The following is an 18,813-nucleotide window of genomic DNA, read 5'->3' as shown; positions in this document are numbered from 1 at the left end:
CAGCCGGACAATTTGCGCCCTCTAGGACGGGACTTCAGGGGGGCGGGTTCCCTCGGTCTCAGGAAAATCTCAGCCAGAAAGTTTCATCGACTCATGGGTCTCACGAGCAACAAGGTCCTGGCACTCGCCGTGTTCCTGGCGGTGGTGCTGTTCGCGGTCACCATCTGGTTGTGGCCGCGCCTGGCGCGTCGCAGCTGGAAGGCCGTGACGGGCCGCATCGGGCTGCTGCTCGCGACCCAGCTGGCGATCTTCGCCTCGGTCGGTCTGGCCGCCAACAACTCGTTCCTGTTCTACGGGTCCTGGGCGGACCTGTTCGGGCAGGAGCAGGACATGGGCAAGGTCGTCGACCACTCGGCGGGCGGCAAGAACATCCAGGTCGTCGGCAAGCAGAAGCCGGACACCCCGGGCGCGGGCAAGCCGCAGCTGGGCGGCGAGATCCAGAAGATCGTGCTGGCCGGGGAGAAGTCGAAGATAACGAGCCCGGCCTACGTCTATCTGCCCCCCGAGTACTTCCAGAAGGCCTACGAGAACAAGACCTTCCCGGCTTCGATCGTGCTGACCGGCTACCCGGGCACCGCCGAGAACCTGCTCAAGGGCCTCAGGTACCCGAAGACGGCCTGGGCGCAGGCCAAGCATAAGAAGATGCAGCCGATGATCCTGATCATGATGCGGCCGACGGTGGCGGGCCAGCGGGACACCGAGTGCGTCGACATACCGGGCGGCCCGCAGACCGAGACGTTCTTCGCGAAGGACGTGCCGGGCGCGATCTCCGCGAACTACCGGGTCGGCACCAAGCCGCAGAACTGGGGCTTCATCGGCAACTCGACCGGTGGCTACTGCGCCCTGAAGATCGGCATGCACCACCCCGAGCAGTTCGCGGCGAGCGCCGGCCTCTCGGCGTACTACAAGGCGGCGGACGACCCGACGACCGGTGACCTCTTCCACGGCAACAAGGCCGAGGAGAACCGCGCCAACCTGCTGTGGAGCCTCGACCACCTCAAGCCCGGCAAGTCGTCCTTCCTGGTCACGAGCTCGCTGTCGGGCGAGGAGAACTTCAAGCCGACCCAGGCCTTCATCAAGAAGGTCAAGGCGCCGGGACGCGTCTCCTCGATCACCCTCGACAGCGGCGGCCACAACTTCAACACCTGGCGCCGCGAGATCCCGCCGACCCTGGAGTGGATCAGCGGGCGGCTCAGCGCGAGCTGACCGACTCGACCTTCACCTCGGTCCGGGGCACCGCCTGGGCGTCCGCGTCGATGGAGCGGCGCAGCGCCTCGTGGAGCCGGGCCGGGGTGAGGACGCCGAGGAAGCGGCCCCGTTCCTCGCGGTCGATCACCGCGATCCAGCCCGCGTCGTGCTGGAGCATCGTCGCGAAGGCCTGCTTGAGGGACGCGCCCACCGGAAGCCAGGCCTCCATGCGCCGGGCGTGCTCGCGGACCGTGCCCGTGCCGGCCCGGGCCCGCTCGGCGGAGATCCAGCCGTGCAGGTTGTCCTCGCCGTCCAGGACGACCGCCCAGCGCGCGATGTCGGCGGGCAGCGGGTCGTCGAGGTGCACCACGGGCGGCTGCTCCAGGTCGCCCTCCTCGATGGGGGTGACCGAGAGCCGCTTGAGCCCCCGGTCGGCGCCGACGAAGTCCGCGACGTACTCGGTGGCGGGGGCGCCCAGCACGGCGGCAGGGGCGTCGAACTGCTCGATGGCGCCCTGCCCGTAGACGGCGATGCGGTCGCCGAGGCGGACGGCCTCCTCGATGTCGTGGGTGACGAACAGCACCGTCTTGCGCACCTGCGACTGGAGTCTGAGGAACTCGTTCTGCAGCCGCTCGCGCACCACCGGGTCGACCGCGCCGAACGGCTCGTCCATCAGCAGGACCGGCGGGTCGGCCGCCAACGCCCTTGCCACGCCCACCCGTTGGCGCTGGCCGCCGGAGAGCTGCTCCGGGTAGCGCGAGCCGTACCTGGTCGGGTCGAGCCCGACCAGGTCGAGCAGCTCGGCCGCCCGCTTCTGCGCGACGGCCTTCTTCACGCCGAGCAGGTGCGGGACGGTCGCGGTGTTCTCCAGGACCGTCTTGTGCGGGAACAGCCCGACCTGCTGGATCACATAGCCGATGCGGCGCCGCAGTTGCACGGGATCGACGGTCGAAATGTCCTCGCCGTCAAGGAATATCCGCCCGCTGGTCGGCTCGATGAGCCGGTTGACCATTTTCATCGTGGTGGTCTTGCCGCACCCCGACGGGCCGACCAGGGTGACCAGTTCACCTTCGGCCACCTCGAAGGAAAGATCGTCCACCGCGGTGGTCCCGTCGGCGTACCGCTTGGTGACGTGCTCGAACCGGATCATGGTTCCCCATTGTGAAGGCTGGCTGGCGCGCTTGTGTGAAGCCCATGTTGCTGTACTGCGAAGGCCCGAGGCGATTGTCAGTGGCCGGGGATAGGGTCGTCGGGAACGAATCGAACACCAGGGGGAGGTGGAGTAGTGGCGCAGAACTGTCTGGCGGCGAACGACTGGATCTGCTGGGAGTACGTCAGCTCCCGGAGCCAGGAGCTGACCGACGCGACGGTCCAGCACGTGTGGATCACCGCGGTGTCGGTCCTGACAGGCCTGCTCATCGCCTTCCCCCTCGCGCTGCTCGCGCGTGGGCGCAAGGGGGTCGCGGCCACCGTCCTCGGCTTCACGACCGTGCTCTACACCGTGCCGTCGCTCGCGATGTTCGCCCTGCTGCTCCCGGTGTTCGGCCTCTCGGCCGGGCTGGTGATCACGGGCCTGGTGCTGTACTCGCTGACGATTCTCGTACGGAACATCCTGGCCGGGCTCGAATCGGTGCCCTCCGACGCCCTGGAGGCGGCCCGCGGCATGGGGTACGGGCGGATACGGCTGCTCTTCGAGGTCGAGCTGCCGCTCGCGCTGCCCGCGCTGATGGCCGGGCTCAGGATCGCCACGGTGGCCACCGTCGCGCTGACCACGATCGGCTCGCTCGTCGACCACGGCGGCCTCGGCAACCTCATCGAGCAGGGCCTGCCCACCTTCTTCAAGGCGCAGATCCTCACCGCCTCCGTGCTGTGCGTGGCCCTCGCGACAGCAGCCGACCTGCTGCTCCTCGGGATCCAGCGGCTGCTCACGCCGTGGACCCGGATCCGTACGGCGAAGGCGGTCTGAGCGATGGGAGTCTTCACACAGGCCTGGACGTGGCTGACCACGGGCGCCAACTGGTCGGGGGACGACGGCGCCTGGCACCGGCTCGGTGAGCACGTGTACGTCAGCGCGCTCGCCCTCGTCGTGTCCTGCCTGGTCGCCCTGCCGCTCGCGCTGTGGCTCGGGCACATCGGCAAGGGCGGCGCGCTCGCCGTCAACATCTCCAACGTCGGCCGGGCGATACCCGTCTTCGCGGTGCTCGCCCTGTTCATGGTGACGCCGCTGCGCAACGCGGGCTATCTGCCCACCGTGATCGCCCTGGTGCTTTTCGCGGTGCCGCCACTGCTCACCAACGCCTACGTCGGCATGCGCGAGGTGGACCGGGCGGCGGTGGAGGCGGCCCGCGGCATGGGGATGTCGGGGCGTCAGCTCTTCCTCCAGGTGGAACTGCCGCTCGCCTACCCGCTGATCATGACCGGGCTCCGCTCGGCGGCGGTCCAGATCATCGCCACCGCGACGATCGCCGCGATGGCTGGGCTCGGCGGGCTCGGCCGGATAGTCACCGAGGGATTCGCGGTGTACAACACCCCGCAGGTGGTGGCGGGAGCGATGCTCGTGGCCGCGCTCGCCCTGCTGGTGGAGGGCGTCCTGGTCGCGGTCGACCGCCTCTTCAGCCCGCTGCGCAAGCGTTCGTGACCCTGAGATCCGGCAACTCCCCGATCCCGCAGTACCTGTGATCCCGTGACGTCTCCTGAATGGTGAACCCTCAATGAGCAAGATCCTGCGTACGACCGGTCTGGCACTCGGCACGCTGGCCCTGGCCGGCACGCTCGCCGCGTGCGGCGGCGACAGCCTGGAGAAGAGCAAGGACAAGAGCGGTGCCGGCGGGTCCAGCAGTACGGGCGGCGGAAAGAAGGGCTCGCTGGTGATCGGCGCGGCCGGCTTCACCGAGTCCGCGGTCCTGGCGGAGCTGTACTCGCAGGCCCTGGCCGACGCCGGGTACTCGACCTCGGTCACCACCGTGAAGAACCGCGAACTGTACGAACCCGCCCTGGAGAAGGGCGAGATCGACGTCGTACCGGAATACGCGGCCACGCTCACCGAATTCCTCAATGCCAAGGCGAACGGCGCGGGCGCCAAGCCCCTCGCCTCCAGCGACGTCGCGGCGACCGTGGGCGAACTGACCAAGCTCGCCGGGCCGCGCGGACTGAAGGTTCTGCCCGCCGGTGAGGCGGTGGATCAGAACGCGTTCGCGGTGACCAAGGAATTCGCCACCAAGAACAACCTCAAGACCCTTTCGGACCTGGGCACTTCCAAGGCCAAGGTGAAGGTCGCCGCCGGTGACGAGTGCAAGATCCGGCCATTCTGCGCGCCGGGTCTGACCTCCAAGTACGGCATCGACGTCACGGGCATCGACCCCAAGGGCGTCGGCACCCCGCAGGCCAAGCAGGCCGTCAAGGACGGGGTGGACCAGCTGGTTCTGACCACCACGACCGACGCGACCCTGGACACCTACGGACTCGTGCTGCTCCAGGACGACAAGAAGCTGCAGAACGCGGACAACGTGCTGCCGGTCGTCAATGCCAAGGACGCCGGCGGCCAGGAGATAGCCGATGCGCTCGGCAAGCTGACCAAGGCTCTGACGACCGCTGATCTGGTCGATCTCAACCGCAAGGTCGATGCCGAGCGGGCCAAGCCGGCCGATGTCGCGAAGGCCTATCTCCAGTCGAAGGGACTGATCAAGAAGTAGCCGAATTTGGCGATCCGAGTAACTACAGGGGAACAGATTGACGGGCGGGGGTCCATATGAGGTCTACGCACGGTAAATTTCAGGCCATGCCACGTGGACGCCACCGTCATTCCCCTCCGCTGCACCGGCTCCTCCAGCCGTCGGCCGTCGCCGGCGTCTCGGTCATATGCGCCGGTGGCGCCTGGCTCTTCGACCAACCCACGGTGTTGCGGGCGTTGGCCGCCGCGGCCGCGGCGGCCTGCGTCACCGGCTCGGTGCTCATGCGCGCCTGGGACCGGGCCGCGGGCCGTCGCGTCGCCGAGCTGACCCGCTCGCGCGCCGCCGACCAGTGGCGCACCGAAGAGCGGATCGCCGAGCTGGAGACCGAGTTGGAGGAGTCGCGCGAGCTGCGCGGCCGCCTCGACGCCAAGCTGCGCACCAAGCGCATGGAGCTGGCCGGTCTGCGCGGCGAGCACGCGGCCCTGCTGCGGCGCTACGCCAACGCCGAGACCGAGCGGGCCAGCGCCCTGGAAGGCCGGCGTCAGCTCGCCCTGGAGGCAGGGCCCAAGGCGCTGATGCCGTCGAGCCGCACGCCGACGCCGGCCTCCTACCTCGCGGCCGCCCGAGCCCTGGAGTCCCTCTCGCTCAGCGCCGAACGCCAGGCGAAGGCACGGGCCGAGGCCGGTGCGGCCACGTCCCGCGCCGAGTCCCGGGAGGCGGAGGAGCCGCAGGGGAAGCCCGCGGCGGCCCTCGGCAGCGGGGAGCACACCCGCCCGGCGGCCGCCCTCACCGCCAAGCCCCGCCAGGCCGAACTGCCCGCGGCCCCCGCGCCGGTGGCCTCCGCCGTGGTGCCCTACCTCGCCCGCCGCGCGGTCCGCCCCGAGGGCCGCTTCGACTTCTTCGGCACGGGCGGCGAGCGGAAGGCGGCCGCCGCGATCGAGGCCGTACAGGACGAGGACCTGGCCGACGTGGTCGGCGCAGAGGCCCTGGCGGACCGCGCCCAGCAGGGCGGCCCGGACAAAACGGTGGGCGAGGTAATCGACCTGACGGCCCATGACGAGACGGAGCAACTGGACGTGGCGGAACTGCGCACGGCCATCTCGTAGCCCGGTTTTCCCGGGGCTCCGCCCCAGACCCCGGTCACGCCTGAAGGGCGCTCGTCCTCAATCGCCGGTGCTGGGTGACCTACAGGGGCGCGGGGCTGTGACACGTGCGGCTCCGCCGCGATGGGGGTCCCCCTGTTCATGGGGTCCCCCCTGGCCCTTAAGGCCTTGGGGGAGAAGCCGAGAACTTGGGGGAGCGACCAGCCGCAGACGGCCCGCAGTGAACCCAGACATCCGGGAGGGGTTCGGGGCCGCAGGCCCCGGGATTGGGGGATGGGGGCAAAGCCCCCAGGGTTTAGCGGGGGCCGGGGGCCCAGCGGCCCCCAGAACGAGGTCTGCGGCCGGTACCGAGGCCGCGCATCGTGGCGAGTGCCGGTACCGTCCGCAGAGTCCGGATGCGCGGGCAGCCGGCATCCGGGCGGGCTCCTCCCCCGAGTGGGCCCGCGGACATGATTGTCGTCGGGAGCCCCGCCCTCCTTCCAGGGGGCACGGATGCAGATAATTGCTCCGGCGCCCGCACCGCGCCCCGCGACCGCCCCCACCGACCGCCCCCCCACTACGGAAGGCGCTCCCCACGGCGGACGACTTCCTCGCGAGCCGGAGCCCGCTCGGCCAAGCACCGCTGACGAGTTGACCAAGTTTTTGGATTTATGGGGTTGATTCAGGCCAACTGACGTACGGTGATGATCCGCCCATTTTCGATTTGTGAGGGAGATCGTCCGTGCCCGCTCACATAGCTCCTCCCTGTGTCGTTCTGCCGGGGAACATTGTGACGACCGACGAGATCTGCGCCGACATCCGCCGGGCCCATCCGGAACTGCCGTGTCTGGAGGCCGTGTTGCGGGTCGCCCGGGAGACCACCGTGCGGACCCGGCACTTCACCCGCCCGCTGGGCGCGCCGACCGTGGCCGGAAACGCTCTGGTCGAGGAGCGCAACAGGGCGGCGTACGAGGATGCGCTGGGCCTCGCGGTCGAGGCGGGGCGGCGGGCGCTGGCCGCGGCGCGGCTGCGGCCCGGCGACATCGACGCGATCGTCACCAGCCACACCACGTCCTGGACCGTGCCCTCCCTCGACGTGCACCTGGTCGCCGAACTCGGCCTGCGGCCCGACGTCCGGCGCCACCCCATGGGCACGGTCGGCTGCGCGGGCGGCGCCCAGGGCCTGGTCCGTGCCCACGAGGACATCGCCGCCCACCCCGGCGCGAACGTCCTCGTCGTCACTACCGAGTGCTTCTCGGCGGCGACGTACAACCACGAGGACACCAGCCTCGAATCCATGGTCTGCAAGGTCCTTTTCGGGGACGGCGCCGCCGCCGCGGTCGTTTGCGCGCGCCCGGCCTGGGACGGGCCGAGCTTCGTCGTCGAGGACACCTTCGAGTACGTGCTGCCCGACAGCGCCGACCGCTACCGGGGCCGGCCGAGCGGCGCCGGGCTGCACTTCGACCCGACCCGGGCCGCGACCGCCGCCTTCAACGACTGCCTGCCGGCGCTGCGGGAATGGCTCGGAACGGACGCGCTCGACTTCGCGGTGGTGCACCCCGGCGGCCCGCGCATCCTGGACGACACGGCGGCGGGCCTCGGCCTCGACGGCGAGGACGGCGCCCTGAGGCACGCCTGGGAGAGCCTGGCCGCCAACGGAAACCTGGGCGGCTCGGCGGTCCTGGACGTCCTGTCCCGCACGTTCACCCGGCCGCCCGCCGCCGATGCGGCGGGCCTGATCATCGCGTTCGGCCCGGGCTTCGTCCTGGCGGCGGCGCGAGGGTACTGGTCCGACTAGGGCAATGCGGCGGCTACTTGTCGATGTCGCCGACGACGAAGAACAGCGACCCCAGGATCGCCACCATGTCGGCGACGAGCGTCCCCGGCAGCAGCACGGCGAGCGCCTGGATGTTGTTGTACGAGGCCGAGCGCAGCTTCAGCCGGTACGGCGTCTTCTCGCCCTTGCTGACGAGGTAGTAGCCGTTGATGCCGAGAGGGTTCTCGGTCCAGGCGTACGTGTGGCCCTCGGGCGCCTTGAGGACCTTCGGGAGGCGCTGGTTGATCGGGCCGGGGGCAAGCCCGTCCATCCTGTCGAGGCAGGCGTCGGCGAGGTCGAGGGCGTTGTGGGTCTGCTCCAGGAGGCACTCGAACCGGGCCAGGCAGTCGCCCTCGGTGCGGGTGACGACCTTCAGGGTGTCCTGCAGCTCCCCGTACGCGAGGTAGGGCTCGTCGCGGCGCAGGTCGAAGTCGACGCCGGAGGCGCGGGCGATGGGGCCGCTGACGCCGTACGCGTGCACGGCCTCGGCGGGCAGCACGCCGACGTCCCTGGTGCGGGCCCGGAAGATCTCGTTCCCGAGCACGAGGCGGTCGTAGACGTCCATGCGCGAACGCACCGAGGCGACGGCGTGCCGCACCCGGCCGAGCCAGCCGAGCGGCAGGTCCTCCTTGAGGCCGCCGACCCGGTTGAACATGTAGTGCATGCGGCCGCCGGAGACCTCCTCCATGACGGCCTGGAGCTCCTCGCGCTCGCGGAAGGCGTGGAAGACGGGGGTGATGCCGCCGAGCTCCAGCGGGTACGAGCCGAGGAACATCAGGTGGTTGAGGACCCGGTTCAGCTCGGCGAGCAGGGTGCGGGTCCACACGGCGCGCTCGGGGACCTCCATGCCGAGCATCCGCTCCACGGCCATGACCACGCCGAGCTCGTTGGAGAACGCGGAGAGCCAGTCGTGGCGGTTGGCCAGCATCACGATCTGGCGGTAGTCGCGGGCCTCGAAGAGTTTCTCGGCACCGCGGTGCATGTAGCCGATGACCGGTTCGGCGTGCTGGATGCGTTCGCCGTCCAGGACGAGCTTGAGGCGTAGCACTCCGTGGGTGGAGGGGTGCTGGGGGCCGATGTTGAGCACCATGTCGGTGCTCTCCGCCCCGCCCCCGATCCCGACCGTCGTCTCCGTCATGGGGGCCAGTATCCCCTGCGGCGAGCCGCCCGGAGGCCCGGCCCCCAGCGGGCCCGCCCCGCTCGGGCCGGCCCCGCGCGCCCGCCCCGCCGGGTCAGACCCGTTGGATCAGCCACCCGAAGTCCCCCAACCCGCCCCGCGAGGTAAGTTCCGCCGCCTCTCCCGCCCCGGCCAGCGCCCGTACGTACCCCGCCGGGTCCGAGGACGCCAGGGACAGCGGGGGCCGGGCCCCCGAGACCCCGAGGCGCGCCAGGGCCGAGCGCTGCGGAACCAGCTCCGCCCCCGGCAGCGCGCACGCGTCCAGGGCGACATGCGCCGTGATGTCGCAGGACCCGTCCGGCACGGGCGAAACCTCCCGCCCGCCCCGAAACCCGCTCAGCGTTCCGAAGAGCGGCCGGGAACCCGACGTATGCGCATAGTCGACGGCCACGGCGACCCCCGCGGCCAGCGAGCCGACCGCCCCCGCCCACGCCTCGTCCCGCGGCCACCCGATCTCGGCCCGAGAACCCGGCTCGCTCAGCGGCCACCAGCGCGCGAGCCACTCCGCGTCCGCCCCCGACACCGGCGCCCCCAGCGTCTCGGTGCCGTCCGGACGTACGAGGACGAGCCTGGCCACCCCGTCCGGGTCGGCCTCCGCCACGTCCACCGGCACGTTGTCGAGCCATTCGTTGGCGAAGAGCAGTCCCCGGATGCCTGAAGGGAGGGACCCGCGCCACTCGATCCGGTCGTCGAGACCGGCCGGGCGGGGCGCGCGTTCCACGGCGTACGCGCGGACCGGGAAGCCGGCCGGCAGTGCGGCCAGCACCCCGCTCAGGAGCTCCCCGCGACCCGCGCCGACATCGACGAGGTCGACCGGCCCGGGCCCGAGCCCGGCCGCGACCTCGGTAAGGAGGCGGGCGACGGCCCCCGCGAAGAGCGGCGAGGCATGCACCGACGTGCGGAAATGCCCGGCGGGCCCTTCAGGCCGCAGATAGAACCCGCCGTCGCCGTAGAGCGCCCGCTCGGTGGCGACCCGCCATCCGCAAGGGTCCCCGGGGCCGCTCGAACCAGGGGACTGCTGACACGTCTCATCCGTCACGGGGCCAAGTCTCCACCTTGCGGAGTACGCCGCCGGGGTCAGGATCGCCCCGGCGGTTGACCCCTGCACCTATCTGCTTTCCCTACGCTGGGTTACGTGCAGCGCCTCTACGACTTCATCCGCAGACACCCGACCGGGGTCGACACCTTCTGGGCCGTCATCCTGTTCGGGTTCTCCGGCCTGCAGATCACGGCGATGGCGGACGACCCGAAGCAGGCCGGCTGGGGCATCCAGGTCCTGGTGGCGCTCGGGATGAGCACGGCCGTGGCGCTGCGCCGCAAGGTCCCCGAGAAGATGCTGCTGCTCGTGATCGCCATGGGCCTGGTCCAGCTCGCGCTGAACGTCAATCCGCAGATCCAGGACTTCGCGATGCTGGTCATCGTCTACACGGTGGCCTCCGCGGGCGAGCGCTGGGCCTCGCGGGTCGCGCTGGTCGGCGGGCTGTGCGCGGCGCCGCTCGCGCATTTCCGGTGGATGGACACCGGCGGCATCAACACGGCGACGGAGAAGGTCTTCTTCGTCATCATCATGACCGTCCCGTTCGTGCTCGCCTGGGTGCTCGGCGACTCGATGCGCACCCGCAAGGCCTACTTCGCGCAGCTGGAGGAGCGGGCCTCACGCCTGGAGCGCGAGCGCGAGGCACAGGCCAAGGTGGCAGTCGCGGCCGAGCGGGCCCGGATCGCCCGCGAGCTGCACGACGTGGTCGCGCACAACGTGTCGGTGATGGTCGTGCAGGCCGACGGCGCGGCATACGTGATGGACACCTCGCCGGACCAGGCGAAGACGGCCCTGGAGACGATCTCGATGACCGGGCGCCAGGCGCTCGCCGAGATGCGCCGGCTGCTCGGCGTGCTGCGCACGGGCGAGCACCAGGAGGCGGGGGAGTACGTGCCGCAGCCGGACGTCCAGCAGATCGAGGACCTGGTCGAGACGGTCCGCGGGGCCGGCCTCACCGTCGACTTCAAGATCGAGGGAACCCCGCGCCCGCTGCCCAGCGGCGTCGAGCTCACGGCGTACCGCATCGTGCAGGAGGCGCTGACCAACACCCGCAAGCACGGCGGCCCGGACGCGGGGGCGAGCGTGCGGCTCGTGTACTTCGACGACGGGCTCGGCCTGCTCGTCGAGGACGACGGCCGCGGCGCCGCCCACGAGATGTACGAGGACGGCGGCGCGGACGGCCAGGGCCACGGCCTGATCGGCATGCGCGAGCGGATCGGCATGGTCGGAGGCACCCTGGACGCGGGCCCGCGTCCAGGCGGCGGCTTCCGCATCAGCGCGCTACTGCCTCTGAAACCGGCCCACTGATACCGGCCCCACCGGTACCGGCCCACTGATTTCCTGTACGTACTCGACCGCTGTACGCCGTGATGGAGAGGGAACGATGACGATCCGCGTGATGCTCGTCGACGACCAGGTGCTGCTGCGCACCGGGTTCCGGATGGTGCTCGCCGCCCAGCCGGACATGGAGGTCGTCGCGGAGGCGGGCGACGGCGCGGAGGCGATCGACATCCTGCGCGCGACCGCCGTCGACGTCGTCCTGATGGACGTCCGCATGCCGCGGCTGGACGGCGTGGAGGCCACCCGGCGCATCTGCGAGGCGCCCAACCCGCCCAAGGTGCTGATCCTCACCACCTTCGACCTCGACGAGTACGCCTTCTCCGGGCTGAAGGCAGGCGCCAGCGGCTTCATGCTGAAGGACGTGCCGCCCGCCGAACTGCTCGGTGCGATCCGCTCGGTGCACAGCGGCGACGCGGTGGTCGCCCCGTCGACGACGCGGCGGCTGCTCGACCGGTTCGCCCCGATGCTCCCGGCCAGCAGCAAGGAGCCCGAGCACAAGCAGCTGGAGAAGCTGACCGAGCGCGAGCGCGAGGTCATGCTCCTGGTCGCGCAGGGCCTGTCCAACGGCGAGATCGCCGCCCGCCTGGTCCTGTCGGAGGCCACGGTCAAGACCCACGTGGGCCGCATCCTGACCAAGCTGGAACTGCGCGACCGCGTCCAGGTCGTGGTCCTGGCGTACGAGACGGGCCTGGTCCGGGCGGGCGGCGGCGCACTCTGAACCTCCGCCGGTACGGCTCGGGCTCCGCCTCGTACTGCGCCGGCTCAGCGACCGGGGCCTGGGCGCGGCTGAAGGCGCATGGCGCCGGGCGCCCTGCAAGGGGCGCGGGACTGCGCCATTTGCGGCTCCGCCGCGTGGGCGCGAGTGGCGGTGCCGGGCGCGCTGCAAGGCCGCGGGGAACTGCGCGAGCACCACGCATGGCCCGTAGCCGAAAGCGGGGTCAGGGGCGCGGGGAACCGCGCAAAGCCCCCCGACGGCCCGCGGTCGAATACCCCGGCCCCCACCGCCGCGGAGCTACCGAAGCACCCCCTCAAGGAAGTCACTCCCCAACCGAGCCACGACCGTGAGGTCGAGCTGGTGCAGTACGTACCGCCCCCGGCGCCGCGTCGAAATGAGCCCCGCCTTCTTCAGGACGGCAAGGTGCCGGGACACCTCCGGCGCAGTGATCCCGTGTGAGTCGGCGAGCTCGCTCGTCGTGTACGGGGAGCGGGCCAGGTTGCGGCACAGGCGCATCCGCATGGGGTGGGCCAGCGCCTCCATCCGCAGCTTGAGGATCTCGACCGAGGCGGGCGAGGGCAGTTCGGGCCCGTGCACCGGGTAGTGGATCACCGGCCGCCAGCCCGGCGCGTGCAGCACCATCAGGTGCGGCCAGCCGAACGAGGTGGGCACGAAGGTGAGCCCCGCACCGGGCTCGGGGTCGGTCGCGGTCGTGCGGCCCTCGGTCAGCTTGTCCACACTGATCCGCGTCCCGCCCTCGTCCAGGCTGAGCGCGGCCGACACCGAGGTGACGGCCTCGTCGAGCCCCTTGCGGCGAAGGATCTCCGCCTTGTGCCGGGCATCCGCGGCCAGCTGGACCCGGATCCGCTGCCAGGTGTCCGCGAAGAAGGCCTCCTCGCAGTCCGCGAACAGGCGCCGCAACCAGGCCCGTACGGAAGCCGGGTCGCTCAACAGGCGCTCGGCGAACTCCACTTGGCGTGGTCCACGGACCGCCGCCATCTCCAGGGCGCGCGCCCGCATCGCCGGGTCGTGCAGCGGGGACGGCGTCTTGACCGAATACAGGCTGGAGCAGGTGAACTCCAGGGCGGCGGAGGCGAACCGCTCGTCGGGGAGGCGGTCGAGCAGGGCGAGGTCCTCGGCGAGCGTCGAGCCGGGGGTGCCGTCCCAGCCGGGTATGCCGGCGAACGGCATGAACACGTCGGAGAACGTGTTGCGCCACAGGAACTCGGCCTCGTGCAGCCGGTCCGCGAGGTCGGGCTTCAGCGAGGCCGCGGTCGCCGTGACCCAGCCGTGCAGACCCGGGTGGTGGCCGGGCTCGGAGAGCGCGTGCAGGGCCAGGCCCAGCTCGGCGAGCGGCGAGATCGCGAAGCCGATGCGCTCGGGCGGCAGGCCCGTGATGTCGATGGTCACGCTCATGGCCCCATGGTGCACCGCGGTACTGACAGAGCGGCCGCCGATTGACGGTCCTGGTCAATCGACGGCGCTGGTCAGGGCCTCGGGCGCCCCGGGAGCCCAATTGACGCGGCTCGTCAATCGGCGCGCGGCCCGGCCGGAACGGGTTCACCGTGGAGGCATGGACGTGATGCAGCAGCACATGATCGACAGCTACCGCGCGGCCCGGCTCGGCGCGCCCGCACCGCCGGTGCCGGGCACCCACGACGTGGCGGTCCTGCGCGGGATACGGGACTACCGCCGCTTCGAGGCGGTCCTGGCGGGCCGGCTCGCCACGGGCAGATTGCGGGCGGCGCTGGCCCGCCTGACGGCCCCGCACCCCCGCCACCACCCGCCCGCCTGCCGCTGAGGGGCGCCGATCCGAGCCACCCCCGCCCCCGTTACCCCAGCAGCCGTACGAACTCCGCCACCGCGGCCCGTACGTCCTCGGCGCTCCACGCGAGGCCCGGGGCGTTCACCGTGACCTCGGTGACGGCCAGGCCCGCCGGGCCCGAGGGGCTCGGGAACCAGCGGCGGAACAGGCAGACGCCGCTCTCCTCGGCCTGCCGCAGGGAGGCGGCGTTGAGGACCTCGGCGTCGTACGGCAGCCACACCTGGAACTGGTGGGTGTGCGGCGGCTCGGGGTGCACCCGGAACCACGGCACGCCCGCTTTGGCGAGGCCCTCGTGTATGGCCTCGGCCACGACCTTGGCGTGGGCCACGTACGAGGGGAGGGCGGGCAGCTCCTTGCGCAGGCCGATCAGGCCGGCGAGGGCGGCGGGGAACTGCTGGAAGAGCTGGCCGCCGTAGCGGTGGCGCCAGGTGCGGGCCTCCGCGATCAGCGACTCGGAGCCCACCAGGACGGCGCCGGACAGGCCGCCCATCGTCTTGTAGAAGGACACGTACACGCTGTCCGCGAGGGCCGCGATCTCGCGCAGGGGGCGGCCGAAGTGGGCGGTGGTCTCCCAGATCCTGGCGCCGTCGAAGTGCACCACGGCGTCCCGTTCGCGGGCCGCCTCCACCACGGCGACCAGTTCGTCCCAGGTGGGCAGCACGAACCCGGCGTCGCGCAGCGGGAGCTCCAGTATGAGCGTGCCGAACTGCTCCTCGAAGCCCAGCACCTCCTCCGCTTTGGGCAGCCGGGGCTCGTCCGTCGGGTGGACCGTACGCAAGCCGCTGAGCTGGCTGAACGCCTGGCGTTCGTGCACCTCGGGGTGGGCGAGCGGGTGCAGGGCGACCGTCGGGTTCCCGGTGCGGGCCGCCCAGCAGCGCAGCGCGGCCTGCTGGGCCATCGTGCCGGTGGGGAAGAAGGCGGCGGCCGGGAAGCCGAGCTCCTCGGCGGTGCGGCGCTCCAGCTCGGTGACCGCGCCGTTGCCGTAGATGTCGGCGAACTCGTCCAGGTCGTAGACCTCGGCGCCGTCCGTCAGGAGGGCCGTCAGGCGCTCCGCGAGGGTGTGGTCGACGCTCTGCTCCGCCAGTGTGCGCTTGGCGCCCCTGAACACGGTCAGGCGGTGTCGCAGGGCCTGTTCCGGGGTTTCCTCCGGCGCCCCGGCCGGGGTGTCGGCGGTGGATTCGGAGGGGGAATTCCGTTCGGTTTCTGCCATGGGGTGATGATCACCCACACCCTGTGGACAACCAAAGGGGTTTCCGGGGCCTGGGCGTAGCATGACGGGGCCGTTTGATTTTGGTTTGGCGTCCGGTACCCCTCGCGGACTGGAACGGAAGGCCCCCACCGCGTGAACGCACCATCAGAGCACCGCCCCGAACACAGCCCGGCGGACCGCCCCGCCCGCCTCGCCGTGGGCGTCGTCGGCGCGGGCCGGGTCGGCCCCGCGCTCGCCGCGTCCCTCCAGCTGGCCGGGCACCGCCCGGTCGCGGTCTCCGGCGTCTCCGACGCGTCGGTGCGCCGGGCCGCGACCCTGCTGCCCGACGTGCCGCTGGTCCCGCCCGCCGAGGTCCTCCAGCGCGCCGACCTCGTCCTTCTCACCGTCCCCGACGACGCGCTGCCGGGCCTCGTCGAGGGCCTCGCCGAGACCGGCGCGATCCGGCCGGGCCAGCTCCTGGTGCACACCTCCGGGCGGTACGGCACGGCCGTCCTGGATCCGGCCAGGCGAGCCGGCGCGCTGCCCCTGGCGCTGCACCCGGCGATGACCTTCACCGGCACGGGTGTGGACGTCCAGCGCCTGGCGGGCTGCTCGTTCGGCGTGACCGCCCCCGAGGAGCTGCGCCTCGCCGCCGAGGCGCTGGTCATCGAGATGGGCGGCGAGCCCGAGTGGATCGAGGAGGCGAAGCGCCCGCTCTACCACGCGGCCCTCGCCCTCGGCGCGAACCACCTGGTCACGCTGGTCGCCCAGGCCATGGAGCTGCTTGGCCAGGCCGGCGTCGCGGCCCCCGACCGCATGCTCGGCCCACTGCTCGGCGCGGCCCTCGACAACGCACTGCGCTCGGGCGACGCGGCCCTGACCGGACCGGTCGCGCGCGGCGACGCCGGCACGGTCGCCGCCCACGTGGCCGAGCTGCGCAAGCACGCGCCGGGCACGGTCGCCGGATACCTGGCGATGGCCCGTACGACCGCCGACCGGGCGCTCGCCCACGGACTGCTGAAGCCCGAGCTCGCCGAGGACCTGCTCGGTGTGCTCGCCGAAGGAGACCCCCGATGACAGCACGGATCGCCCAGACCGCTCTCGTCCGTACGGCCGCGGAGCTCGCGGCCCTGGAGCGGACCGGCCGCCGGGCCGTCGTCATGACCATGGGCGCGCTCCACGAGGGCCACGCCACCCTGATCCGTACCGCGCGCCGGCTGGCCGGTCCCGGCGGGCAGGTCGTGGTCACGGTGTTCGTCAACCCGCTGCAGTTCGGCGCGGGCGAGGACCTGGACCGCTATCCGCGCACCCTGGACGCGGACCGCGCGATCGCCGAACGCGAGGGCGCCGACGCCGTGTTCGCGCCCTCCGTCGAGGAGGTCTATCCCGGCGGCGAGCCCCAAGTGCGCGTCACCGCGGGCCCCATGGGCGAGCTCCTGGAGGGCGCCGTACGGCCCGGCCACTTCGACGGCATGCTGACCGTCGTCGCCAAGCTGCTCCACCTGAGCGCGCCCGACCTCGCCCTGTACGGCCAAAAAGACGCCCAGCAGCTGGCACTGATCCGGCGCATGGTGCGCGATCTGAACTTCCCCGTGGAGGTCGTGGGCGTACCGACGGTGCGCGAGGACGACGGGCTCGCCCTGTCCAGCCGCAACCGCTACCTCGCCCCGGCGGAGCGCACCGCGGCCCGTGCCCTGTCCCGCGCGCTGTTCGCGGCCCGCGACCGGCTCGCCGCCGAGCACGCCCTGCACGCGCGGGCCACCGCCGGCGGCGCGGCCTTGGGCCGGGCCGACGCGCTCACGGCGATCGGCGAGGCCAGGGCCGCGGCCGACGCCCACGCGGTCGCCGCGGCCGCGCCGTCCCCCGCGTCGATCAAGGCCGTCGCCCAGGGCGTGCTCGACGAGGCGGCCAAGGCCGAACCCCCGGTCGTGGCCGACTACTTGGCGCTGGTCGACCCGGCGACGTTCACCGAGGCCCCCGAGGGGTTCGAAGGCGAGGCGATCCTCGCGGTCGCCGCCCGCGTCGGCACCACGCGCCTCATCGACAACATCCCGCTCACGTTCGGAGCACCGGCATGACAAGCACCGGAATACGGCTCGACGCCCCCGCACCCGGCTGGGCCATCGACGCGGACGTCGTGGTCGTCGGCTCCGGCGTCGCCGGCCTGACCTCCGCCCTGCGCTGCACGGCGGCGGGCCTCGCCACCGTCGTCGTCACCAAGGCACGCCTGGACGACGGCTCGACGCGCTGGGCGCAGGGCGGCATAGCGGCCGCCCTCGGCGAGGGCGACACCCCCGAGCAGCACCTCGACGACACCCTGGTGGCCGGCGCGGGCCTGTGCGACGAGGACGCGGTACGCCTCCTGGTCACCGAAGGCCCGGACGCCGTACGGCGGTTGATCGCCACCGGCGCCCACTTCGACACCGACGACTCGGGCGCGATCTCGCTGACCCGCGAGGGCGGCCACCACCGCCGCCGCATCGCGCACGCGGGCGGCGACGCCACCGGAGCCGAGATCTCCCGCGCCCTCGTGGAGGCCGTCCGCACCCAGGCGGTGCGCACCATCGAGAACGCCCTGGTCCTCGACCTCCTCAAGGACGAGGACGGCCGCACCGCCGGCATCACCCTGCACGTCATGGGCGAGGGCCAGCACGACGGCGTCGGCGCGGTCCGCGCCCCCGCGGTGGTCCTCGCGACCGGCGGCATGGGCCAGGTGTTCTCGGCGACCACCAACCCGTCGGTGTCCACGGGCGACGGCGTGGCTCTCGCGCTGCGGGCCGGCGCCGAGATCTCCGACCTCGAATTCGTCCAGTTCCACCCCACGGTCCTGTTCCTCGGTGCCGACTCGGAGGGCCAGCAGCCGCTGGTCTCCGAGGCCGTGCGCGGCGAAGGCGCCCACCTCGTCGACGCGGCCGGCACCCGCTTCATGCTCGGGCAGCACGAGCTCGCCGAGCTCGCCCCGCGCGACATCGTCGCCAAGGCGATCACCCGCCAGATGCAGGCCCAGGGCGCCGAGCACATGTACCTGGACGCCCGCCACTTCGGCGCCGGGATGTGGGAGCAGCGCTTCCCGACGATCCTGGCCGCCTGCCGCTCGCACGGCATCGACCCGGTGACCGAGCCGATCCCGGTCGCCCCCGCCGCGCACTACGCCTCCGGCGGCATCCGCACCGACCGGCACGGCCGCACCACGGTGCCCGGCCTGTACGCATGCGGCGAGGCCGCCTGCACCGGCGTTCACGGCGCCAACCGGCTCGCCTCCAACTCCCTCCTGGAGGGCCTGGTCTTCGCCGAGAACATCGCGGCCGACATCGCGGCCGGTTCCTCGACTCCCGTACGGGACAAGGCGGTTGACCCGGGCCTGCCCGCCGAACCGCACGGCGGGCCCGTGCCGCTGCTCGACCCGGCCGCCCGCATCCAGATCCAGCGGATCATGACCGAAGGCGCCGGAGTGCTGCGCTCCGCCGACAGCCTCGCCGGGGCGGCCGGCCGCCTGGAGGCGATCCGCGCGGACGAGCACAAGGCCGCCGTGCCGGGCGTCGAGGCGTGGGAGACCACCAACCTGCTGCTCGTCTCGCGGGTCCTGGTCGCCGCGGCGGCCGCCCGTGAGGAGACCCGCGGCTGCCACTGGCGCGAGGACCGGCCGGACCGCGACGACGCGGCCTGGCAGCGCCACCTCGTCGTCCGCATCACCCCCGAGCGGTCCCTGGACATCCGCCCCACCGCCAGCGCCACCTTCCCCCCGACCGTCGCCGCCACCCCCCCTGGAGCCG

16 protein-coding genes and 1 pseudogene are annotated in these 18,813 nt (G+C 72.2%); 12 read left to right on the top strand and 5 right to left on the bottom strand.

Annotated features, from left to right (window positions below):
• Positions 1 to 93 precede the first annotated feature (93 nt).
• On the top strand, positions 94 to 1,206 hold the full coding sequence (locus tag ACSHXC_RS17275) for an alpha/beta hydrolase (protein WP_438292442.1): 1,113 nt from the start codon (positions 94 to 96) through the stop codon (positions 1,204 to 1,206).
• On the opposite strand, the gene ACSHXC_RS17270 is transcribed toward ACSHXC_RS17275, so the two are convergent.
• Positions 1,193 to 2,338 (bottom strand): ABC transporter ATP-binding protein, encoded by a 1,146-nt coding sequence (locus tag ACSHXC_RS17270; RefSeq protein ID WP_438292441.1) that lies wholly within the window; start codon positions 2,336 to 2,338, stop codon positions 1,193 to 1,195. The genes ACSHXC_RS17275 and ACSHXC_RS17270 overlap by 14 nt on opposite strands.
• Before the next feature lie 135 nt (positions 2,339 to 2,473).
• Between ACSHXC_RS17270 and ACSHXC_RS17265 the strand changes: the two genes are divergently transcribed.
• The 5 genes from ACSHXC_RS17265 (at position 2,474) to ACSHXC_RS17245 (ending at position 7,739) form a co-directional block, all read left to right on the top strand.
• A complete protein-coding gene (locus ACSHXC_RS17265; RefSeq protein ID WP_438292440.1) occupies positions 2,474 to 3,154 on the top strand; it encodes an ABC transporter permease in 681 nt (226 codons plus the stop codon).
• Between the two features lie 3 nt (positions 3,155 to 3,157).
• Positions 3,158 to 3,826: an ABC transporter permease gene (locus ACSHXC_RS17260; RefSeq protein ID WP_344372707.1), complete on the top strand. Its 669-nt coding sequence runs from the start codon at positions 3,158 to 3,160 to the stop codon at positions 3,824 to 3,826.
• 73 nt (positions 3,827 to 3,899) lie between these two features.
• A complete protein-coding gene (locus ACSHXC_RS17255; RefSeq protein ID WP_438292439.1) occupies positions 3,900 to 4,880 on the top strand; it encodes an ABC transporter substrate-binding protein in 981 nt (326 codons plus the stop codon).
• A gap of 86 nt (positions 4,881 to 4,966) precedes the next feature.
• On the top strand, positions 4,967 to 5,965 hold the full coding sequence (locus ACSHXC_RS17250) for a hypothetical protein (RefSeq protein WP_438292438.1): 999 nt from the start codon (positions 4,967 to 4,969) through the stop codon (positions 5,963 to 5,965).
• Positions 5,966 to 6,731: 766 nt separating this feature from the next.
• The gene (locus ACSHXC_RS17245) at positions 6,732 to 7,739 is read left to right on the top strand and encodes a PhlD (protein ID WP_438292437.1); all 1,008 of its coding nucleotides are present in this window, start codon (positions 6,732 to 6,734) and stop codon (positions 7,737 to 7,739) included.
• Between the two features lie 13 nt (positions 7,740 to 7,752).
• Here the strand turns inward: ACSHXC_RS17245 and ACSHXC_RS17240 are convergent, their stop codons facing one another.
• Together ACSHXC_RS17240 and ACSHXC_RS17235 are read right to left on the bottom strand one after the other, a co-directional pair.
• Positions 7,753 to 8,895, bottom strand: coding sequence for an NADH-quinone oxidoreductase subunit D (locus tag ACSHXC_RS17240; protein ID WP_438292436.1), 1,143 nt, complete (start codon positions 8,893 to 8,895; stop codon positions 7,753 to 7,755).
• Between the two features lie 94 nt (positions 8,896 to 8,989).
• A complete protein-coding gene (locus tag ACSHXC_RS17235) occupies positions 8,990 to 9,973 on the bottom strand; it encodes an SAM-dependent methyltransferase (protein WP_438292435.1) in 984 nt (327 codons plus the stop codon).
• 96 nt (positions 9,974 to 10,069) lie between these two features.
• Here ACSHXC_RS17235 and ACSHXC_RS17230 point away from each other — a divergent pair, with 96 nt between their 5' ends.
• Together ACSHXC_RS17230 and ACSHXC_RS17225 are read left to right on the top strand one after the other, a co-directional pair.
• Complete coding sequence (locus ACSHXC_RS17230) at positions 10,070 to 11,278, top strand: sensor histidine kinase (protein WP_438292434.1); 1,209 nt, start codon at positions 10,070 to 10,072, stop codon at positions 11,276 to 11,278.
• 76 nt (positions 11,279 to 11,354) lie between these two features.
• Positions 11,355 to 12,029 (top strand): response regulator, encoded by a 675-nt coding sequence (locus ACSHXC_RS17225; protein WP_386010659.1) that lies wholly within the window; start codon positions 11,355 to 11,357, stop codon positions 12,027 to 12,029.
• 294 nt (positions 12,030 to 12,323) lie between these two features.
• On the opposite strand, the gene ACSHXC_RS17220 is transcribed toward ACSHXC_RS17225, so the two are convergent.
• Complete coding sequence (locus tag ACSHXC_RS17220) at positions 12,324 to 13,436, bottom strand: DUF5937 family protein (protein ID WP_438296637.1); 1,113 nt, start codon at positions 13,434 to 13,436, stop codon at positions 12,324 to 12,326.
• A 163-nt stretch (positions 13,437 to 13,599) separates the two neighbouring features.
• On the opposite strand from ACSHXC_RS17220, the gene ACSHXC_RS17215 reads away from it, so the two are divergent.
• Positions 13,600 to 13,827 (top strand): hypothetical protein, encoded by a 228-nt coding sequence (locus ACSHXC_RS17215; protein ID WP_438292433.1) that lies wholly within the window; start codon positions 13,600 to 13,602, stop codon positions 13,825 to 13,827.
• Positions 13,828 to 13,858: 31 nt separating this feature from the next.
• On the opposite strand, the gene ACSHXC_RS17210 is transcribed toward ACSHXC_RS17215, so the two are convergent.
• Positions 13,859 to 15,061, bottom strand: a complete 1,203-nt coding sequence (locus ACSHXC_RS17210) for a threonine aldolase family protein (RefSeq protein WP_438292432.1) — start codon at positions 15,059 to 15,061, stop codon at positions 13,859 to 13,861.
• 132 nt (positions 15,062 to 15,193) lie between these two features.
• On the opposite strand from ACSHXC_RS17210, the gene ACSHXC_RS17205 reads away from it, so the two are divergent.
• The 3 genes and pseudogenes from ACSHXC_RS17205 to ACSHXC_RS17195 all read left to right on the top strand — a co-directional run.
• Entirely contained in the window at positions 15,194 to 16,117 is a 924-nt protein-coding gene (locus ACSHXC_RS17205) for a Rossmann-like and DUF2520 domain-containing protein (RefSeq protein WP_438292431.1), read from the top strand.
• Complete coding sequence (gene panC / locus ACSHXC_RS17200; RefSeq protein WP_438292430.1) at positions 16,114 to 17,118, top strand: pantoate--beta-alanine ligase; 1,005 nt, start codon at positions 16,114 to 16,116, stop codon at positions 17,116 to 17,118. Before ACSHXC_RS17205 ends, panC begins: the two co-directional genes overlap by 4 nt.
• Positions 17,115 to 18,812 (top strand): annotated as a pseudogene (locus ACSHXC_RS17195) (L-aspartate oxidase); the annotation flags it as partial. The gene panC and the pseudogene ACSHXC_RS17195, both read left to right, overlap by 4 nt.
• Between the last annotated feature and the right edge of the window lies 1 nt (position 18,813).

The organism is Streptomyces sp. HUAS TT7 (assembly GCF_051550175.1).
Taxonomy (GTDB): domain Bacteria; phylum Actinomycetota; class Actinomycetes; order Streptomycetales; family Streptomycetaceae; genus Streptomyces.
This window is presented reverse-complemented; position numbering and strand designations above follow the sequence as displayed.

Coding starts and splice junctions, on each gene's coding strand:
- ACSHXC_RS17275 (WP_438292442.1), top strand. CDS start 94: ATGGGTCTCACGAGCAACAAGGTCCTGGCACTCGCCGTGTTCCTGGCG.
- ACSHXC_RS17270 (WP_438292441.1), bottom strand. CDS start 2,338: ATGATCCGGTTCGAGCACGTCACCAAGCGGTACGCCGACGGGACCACC.
- ACSHXC_RS17260 (WP_344372707.1), top strand. CDS start 3,158: ATGGGAGTCTTCACACAGGCCTGGACGTGGCTGACCACGGGCGCCAAC.
- ACSHXC_RS17255 (WP_438292439.1), top strand. CDS start 3,900: ATGAGCAAGATCCTGCGTACGACCGGTCTGGCACTCGGCACGCTGGCC.
- ACSHXC_RS17250 (WP_438292438.1), top strand. CDS start 4,967: ATGCCACGTGGACGCCACCGTCATTCCCCTCCGCTGCACCGGCTCCTC.
- ACSHXC_RS17240 (WP_438292436.1), bottom strand. CDS start 8,895: ATGACGGAGACGACGGTCGGGATCGGGGGCGGGGCGGAGAGCACCGAC.
- ACSHXC_RS17225 (WP_386010659.1), top strand. CDS start 11,355: ATGACGATCCGCGTGATGCTCGTCGACGACCAGGTGCTGCTGCGCACC.
- ACSHXC_RS17215 (WP_438292433.1), top strand. CDS start 13,600: ATGGACGTGATGCAGCAGCACATGATCGACAGCTACCGCGCGGCCCGG.
- ACSHXC_RS17210 (WP_438292432.1), bottom strand. CDS start 15,061: ATGGCAGAAACCGAACGGAATTCCCCCTCCGAATCCACCGCCGACACC.
- panC (WP_438292430.1), top strand. CDS start 16,114: ATGACAGCACGGATCGCCCAGACCGCTCTCGTCCGTACGGCCGCGGAG.